The following is a 6,431-nucleotide window of genomic DNA, read 5'->3' as shown; positions in this document are numbered from 1 at the left end:
CTTATATCCGGAAATACTTTTTTTAATAAGAATAATCCCGCTTAAATAATTATATGCAAATGATTCCTTTTCTCCTTTATTCATACTTTTTAATATCAATTCGGCTTTTTCAAGATTTCCGGAATCTATAAAAAAAGTGACCGCATCAAACCTACGTTGATTACACCCCATAATACAAAAACATATAATACCCAAAACAAAATAATTTCTCGTTTTCATAGTATCGATCCAAATCCTATTTCATCAGTTCGAACACTCTATCCGACGATGTATAATAATTATAAGCTGCTTTATCATTTTCAATTACCGGATTTTTTCCGTTTCTTATAGTACCCAAAGGTCCGTCATCCATATTTGTTGTTATATTTATACCAGCACAAATATTTACTTTTCCTGTACCTAAAGCACCTAGGTCTATAGATTTTCTTTTCCCAACATTGACATCCACTCGTAAATTAGTTCCGTCTGTTTGGAGAGTAAAACGTGCTCCTCCGACACTTACTTTTAACTTACTAGTAGTAAGTGTTATGGGAGTGTCAATCAATGACTCAAAAGACTCTAAAAATTTATCTACAGCCTTTCGTTCAAGGGTGAATGATAAATCCTGACCTTTAGAGCCAATCTTTAAATCAGATATAGTACAATTAAAATTAAGTATATTCAGGGAAGCCTTGGCATAAACTTGATAAGATGCATTTCCTGTAAAAATATTTACGATTGCGTTACCGACTTTCCCTAATAAATCTCTAAATCCTGCATCTATTACACATGTCTGTGCATATATCTGTTGCCTGATATATTCTTTCTGGTTAAAATTAACAGATTTCCTTCCATCCGGGTCTATATAGCGTACCGGGTTATTTGCCCCGTAGGCATACAAATTGCAATTGATGTGATTGAAGATTCCGCCCATACCGGGCAAATTCTGATTATGTTTGCGTGCCTCGTCGTTTACAGGAGCCTGCGGTACGTAATCACTCACCGCCGGATCCGTACTCAGCCACCTACTGTATTTCGCATCCAGATATCTTGCACCATAGTAATATAACCCCGTCTCCTCATCCATCTCCTTCGCAGTGAATTTGTACGACCTGCGGTCGTGCGCATAGCGGAAAATTATTTCACTCGCCGCTTACGCGGCATGAGCGTACGGCAAGTACCGCAGCCCTTCTTCCTTTTCCGACTTCTTCTCTACCCACAGCTCCCCGTACGGCGTGTATTCTATCCGCTGGTACTCGTTGCCTTCAAAATCGGTCACTAGTTGTGCTGAACCCAGATGATCCGGGTGATAATAATACCGGTGATGCCACTCATCGCTTTGCCCGTAGCTTGCCTCGAGTTTGCTCGTCTGCTTCGTTACAACCCGCGTTTCACCTAAGTAGATATGCTTTGAATACTGTCCGTCGCGAAGTCCCGTATCCGTGTGCCACGTCCACATCGTGTTAAAGTACAGCGTTTCACTTGATTGAGTTACCGTCCACTTCGCCGCTCTGTTTCCGTACGTCGCGCAAGCGCGCCGTTTGCGTAAGCGGAAATTATTATCCAGCGTGCCTTCGGCACCCAAGGCATCGGCACTGTACGCGTACCGTGTATCGTAGGCAGCTTTGCAGCTCAAACGCCATGATTTTGAGCCGCTGCTGAATTGTCAAAGAACAAAACTGCAAAATATTTCATGGGAATATCTTGCAGAAAATTCTTTATCAAACCGATTTATTATAATGCACATTCGTACTCTAGTACTCATACATATCCCTATTTGTAGGACTAACATCCGGTATCCTACGCAACGCGGGAAACACCAGATGTGGAGTAAGTTAATACTTAACAAGTTTATCCTCAAATATTCTCTTTCATCAATTATTTTTTTACCTCATAATCAATCTGAAATAAATCTAAATGATGATTACAATAATAGAAAAATTTTTGTAAAAGTCACGCTTTCCTCGTCTTTTGCTATCGTAACAACTCCTTAAATTAAAACCAAATCAGCCTTATTTGCTCAAATAACACTACCTAAAAAAACACATATCCGTTATGCTTACGGAATAAATGAAAACTCACCCCAAAGCGTTGATAAAAATACATAATTGTCAAAATTTTTACTTTTAATTATGTAGCCGTTATATGGAGCAAGTAACTTTTGTTCCCCGTCAGTATAATATGCGCAATCGGAATCGAGGTTTTCCAATACTAAAGCCAAATTGTCAAACCGCGGATTTATTATTGATTGCTTTTTAATTTCATTATCTCGAGAAAAAATATAATAATTTTTCCCTTTATCTTCATCATAGCCTTCAATAAAATAAAAATCGATAAAGGGGGCAGCTTCTACCAAATAGGCATCGGATAAATCCAATAGATTACGGCGGGGAAAAAGATATATCTCTACAACGTTAGAGTTTACATCCTGATTCACGGTTACATAAAAATTTGAATCATGCTCCACGCCACATAAAACTTCATATTTGAAAAATTCTAGTGATTTTCTTTTATTCACTTTTACTTTTACAGAACGGATTTTTTCTTTTTGATTTCTAAATTTCAAAACTATCTCTGTCCCATCAGTAAAAGTTCCAATTATGTTCCAATCAATATATTTTTTTTCTAGCATACAAGAAGTCATGAATAAAAGCAATAGAACACTAATCAAGAAGAATTTTAAGCTCTTTATAAGCTGGATCATTTTTCAGTATCTCCTTATTATCATTCAAATATTTTAAAGCATCCTCTCGCGAAAAAACTTGTCTGCCGGTAGATCTCCCTGATACAGGATCTAATGTTGTTAAAGTCAACGTCCATGAAGTAATTTTTCCCCAACCTTTTTTATAAGTTAGAGTTATATCGCCTACATGACCATCAGATAACTTCTGAATGATTGAACTCGCAAGATTCAATCCATCAAGTACAGTTCTTGTTTTTTCTATCCTCGTATCTTTCATTTGATTTTGATTTGAATAGTCACTTTCTGAATAATTGCCTCTTGGGAGTGCACATCCAAAGGCCACTATTGGATGTGATTCAAGCGTCAGGGACTCAGAATTTTCCCTAGTATAAGGCGAAGACAAGAAAACACCCCTTAATTTTGAGGGATCATTATAATAAATATTAGCTAATTTATTATTTATTGCATCCGCATTTATAGGGGTTGCTTTGGGTTGTGTATCAGTCTTAAATAGTAATCCAATTCCTATTATAAACGGAATTGCGGCCCACGTAAATTTCCCATCCGGGTCCGTATACTTCACCGGGTTATTCCCCGCATAGTGATACAGCTGGAAGTTTACAACATTGAACACACCACCCTGTCCCGGCAGCTGCCCGTTATGCTTACGGGCGTTGTCATCTGTCGGCGCCATCGGTATGTAATCACTTACCGCCGGATCCGTACTCAACCACCGCGAGTATTTCGCATCCAAATATCTCGCACCGTAGTAATACAGCCCGGTCTCCTCATCCTGCTCCTTCGCAGTAAACTTATACGGCAGATATCGCAGTCCCTCCTCTTTCTCCGTCTTTTTCTCTACCCACAGCTCCCCGTACGGTGTGTACTCTATGCGCTGGTATTCATTCCCTTCGTAGTCCGTTATGAGCTGTGCGCTTCCCAAGTGATCCGGGTGGTAGTAATACTGATGATGCCACTCGTCGCTCTGTCCGTAGCTCGCTTCGAGCTTACTCGTCTGCTTCGTTACGACCCGTGTTTCGCCTAAGTATATGTGCTTCGAATACTGCCCTTCAGGCAATCCTTTGTCAGTGTGCCACGTCCACATCGTGTTGAAGTATAACGTCTCGCTCGACTTTGTCGCCGTCCACTTCGCAGCTCTATTCCCGTCCGCTGCGTATGCGTACCGCGTATCGTAGACAGAGTTTACGCTCCGCATTAAGAGGTTTCGGCTGTTCCACTCGTATCTGCGCTTGTTGTTCGGTACGGGTTTCTTTCCGCTATTACCGTTTCCTCCCCACGGCCATGCCCACGCATAGTCCGCTTCGTAGACGCTCTCGCCTGCTGCATTCGTCTGCGTCGTTACGGTTACCGGGGTGAGCGTTGTTGTGTCCTCATTCGGGGCAACACCGTCGCTTTCGGACGTTACGTTTCCGTTCGCATCGTAGGTGTAGTAGCGCCAACCCTTTTGCTCGCTGCCCGCTCGTTTTAAGCGGTGTGCATAGTCTGCATCGTATTGGTAGGTAAACTCGTAGTTTAAATCGTCTCCGCCCTTCTTTTGTATCGCAGGGGTTATGGTCTCCTCGCTCTTTTTATGCGTCATGTTGCCGATTGCATCGAAGGAAAAGTCCTGCGTATACGTGCTCGAATAGTCGGGGGAGCCGGGGATGGCATACGGGTTATCTTCGGTCGTACCGGTTGCAGAAATAAGCTGGTAGAGCGCATCGTAGGTATATGTCTGTTCCGTGCGGTAGCGAGAGCCGTTCATACAGTCGTTCGTATATTTTTCTACATTGCCGACGTCGTCGAAGGAGTATTCTATGTTCTGGTACTGTTTTCCGTAGGTGTTTTGCGTGTCTATGTGCTTGAGCCAGCGCATATCTTTGTCGTACGTGTAATTCGTCTCAACTCCGTTTCCGTATTTGATGTACACCCGCTGGCCGTATTCGTCATACCCGATGTCTGCGACATAGGTGTAGTTTTGGCCGTCGCGTACACCCGTTATGCTGCACACTTGTCCGCCTGCATCATAGCCGTAGCTGACGACTTCCCGATCGGGGTAAGTAATGCGCTGCATACGTCCGAGATAGTCGCTCACATACTCCATGACGGCGGTCTTTTCATCTTCATACGCGGGGATGTGCCGTTTAAGCGTTCGCGTTTCCTTGGTTACTTCTCCGAGCTTTCCGTATTCGTAGCGTGTCTCACCCGCTTCATCGCATACGGAGACGACTTTACCCGCGCTGTTGTTCGCGGCTTTGGGTATTCCATATTCGTATTCGACATCCCCGCCTTGGGGGTATACGATCTTTACGACGCGATTGAAACCGTCGTACGTGTAATCGATCCGTTGTCCCGACTCGCGAAGCACTGAGTCGTCTTCATATAAAAGGTGCAGTTCGTCGTAGGTGTAGCGCTTTGCCCCTCCGTCCTTTGTCGTAAGCTCCGTCTTCCGTCCGAGCATGTCATAGGTGACGGTGATCGGATTTCGAGCTGCATCGTAAGCTGCGGTCATTTGGCCGAGTGTATCGTATTCATACGTTGCAGATGTAAGCGGGTGTGCAGTATCTTTTTTGCTGTAGCGCTCTACTTTGACGATATTCCCGCGAGCATCCGCATACTGTACGCCGACGTTCCCCTTCGGGTCGGTCGTCTCCGTATACGAAAGCCCGTCATCCGTGATGCCGTACCGCACTTTTTGTACGCGCTTTCCCGTGCCGGTATATTCGTCATAGCTTCCGCCGTGCAGTACGGTGCGAACGATTCTGTCGAGTGCGTCGTATGCCTTTTCCGTCGGCCGTATCAGTTGATATAACTCTGCTTGCTTTTTATCATCTTTTCCGTTGAGGTTGACCGCTTCAATGCTTTCCCCCGCGATAAAATACGGCTGCCCTTCGGCGATCGTCCGCCCCTTCGCATCGTAGCTCACCGCTCCCCCGACGTTCCACCCGACTGTCTTCACCTTTTTCTCGCTGTCGAATGTGCACCCCGTCTTCGCGCTGATGATCGCCCGTCCGAGCCCGTCGGTCTGGATAAATGTCCGTATCACTTCCGTATTGTGCGCGTCGGTTACGACTTTGTTTTCCGTCACCGCATACCAAAAGCCCCCTGCAGGCGTATGGTAGCTATAGCGTACGGCAGGTATGCCTCCTTCCTCGTCGTAGGGGCTTCGCACTTCCGTAAGCCGCTGCTGTGCATCGTACACATAGCGCATCTCGTTGCCGTTGATGTCTTTTTCACTCGTCTTCGTTCCCGTCGCGATATCCCAGGTGATACTGCTTTCATAGGTCGCGTTACGCGGGTTATCCCTTCCCGCTTTCACTCGCTCCATGCTCCCCGTCTTCGCGATCGTCGTCGGGTACTGGTGCACGATATCGTCGTAGCGATACCACTTCATGCTCCCGCCCGGCTCATACACGAGTATCGTATTCGTCATTTCAGGACGACGCATTATGTGCCAACCGGCTTTTCGCACTTCGGTAACCCTCATTCCCGCCGCTCGCGGCGGGAACGCTGCGCGGTGCTCCAATCCGGCGTAGGCGGGGTTTCCTGCGTTAAAAACTGTTTGGCAACTTTTGTAGAAAAAGCATACTCTTGGCAAATATGCTTTTTCTACAGCTCAAACGCCATGATTTTGAGCCGCTGGTAAATTGTCAAAGAGCGAACCTGCAAAACATTTCATGGGAATATCTTGCAGAAAATTCCTTGTGTTTTTCAATAAATCGTTTTATTATAATACTACAATGCAAAATTGTAAAATACTATATTATTG

General features: G+C 44.7%; 5 protein-coding genes. All 5 read right to left on the bottom strand.

Translation table 11 applies throughout. The features are described 5' to 3' along the window. The coding region (locus JSQ97_RS12345) for a hypothetical protein (protein ID WP_205076321.1) at positions 1 to 219 on the bottom strand (219 nt) is incomplete at its 3' end. Positions 220 to 235: 16 nt separating this feature from the next. Next, positions 236 to 1,117, bottom strand: coding sequence for an RHS repeat-associated core domain-containing protein (locus tag JSQ97_RS13175; RefSeq protein ID WP_370590056.1), 882 nt, complete (start codon positions 1,115 to 1,117; stop codon positions 236 to 238). Positions 1,118 to 1,132: 15 nt separating this feature from the next. Beyond that, on the bottom strand, positions 1,133 to 1,615 hold the full coding sequence (locus JSQ97_RS13170; RefSeq protein WP_370590055.1) for a hypothetical protein: 483 nt from the start codon (positions 1,613 to 1,615) through the stop codon (positions 1,133 to 1,135). Positions 1,616 to 2,038: 423 nt separating this feature from the next. Next, positions 2,039 to 2,611 carry a hypothetical protein gene (locus JSQ97_RS12335; protein WP_205076320.1) on the bottom strand — a complete coding sequence of 191 codons (573 nt, stop codon included), beginning with the start codon at positions 2,609 to 2,611 and terminating at the stop codon, positions 2,039 to 2,041. A gap of 31 nt (positions 2,612 to 2,642) precedes the next feature. Beyond that, positions 2,643 to 6,095 (bottom strand): RHS repeat domain-containing protein, encoded by a 3,453-nt coding sequence (locus JSQ97_RS12330; RefSeq protein WP_205076319.1) that lies wholly within the window; start codon positions 6,093 to 6,095, stop codon positions 2,643 to 2,645. Between the last annotated feature and the right edge of the window lie 336 nt (positions 6,096 to 6,431).

Origin of the sequence: Treponema sp. Marseille-Q4523 (assembly GCF_016901105.1) — a bacterium.
Taxonomy (GTDB): domain Bacteria; phylum Spirochaetota; class Spirochaetia; order Treponematales; family Treponemataceae; genus Treponema_D.
The sequence above is the reverse complement of the archived record's forward strand: the minus strand, read 5'-3'. Positions and strand labels throughout refer to the sequence as shown.

What these genes read in the sequence shown, in the direction of transcription:
- JSQ97_RS12335 (WP_205076320.1), bottom strand. Translation starts at nt 2,611, where the DNA reads ATGCTAGAAAAAAAATATATTGATTGGAACATAATTGGAACTTTTACT.
- JSQ97_RS12330 (WP_205076319.1), bottom strand. Translation starts at nt 6,095, where the DNA reads ATGACGAATACGATACTCGTGTATGAGCCGGGCGGGAGCATGAAGTGG.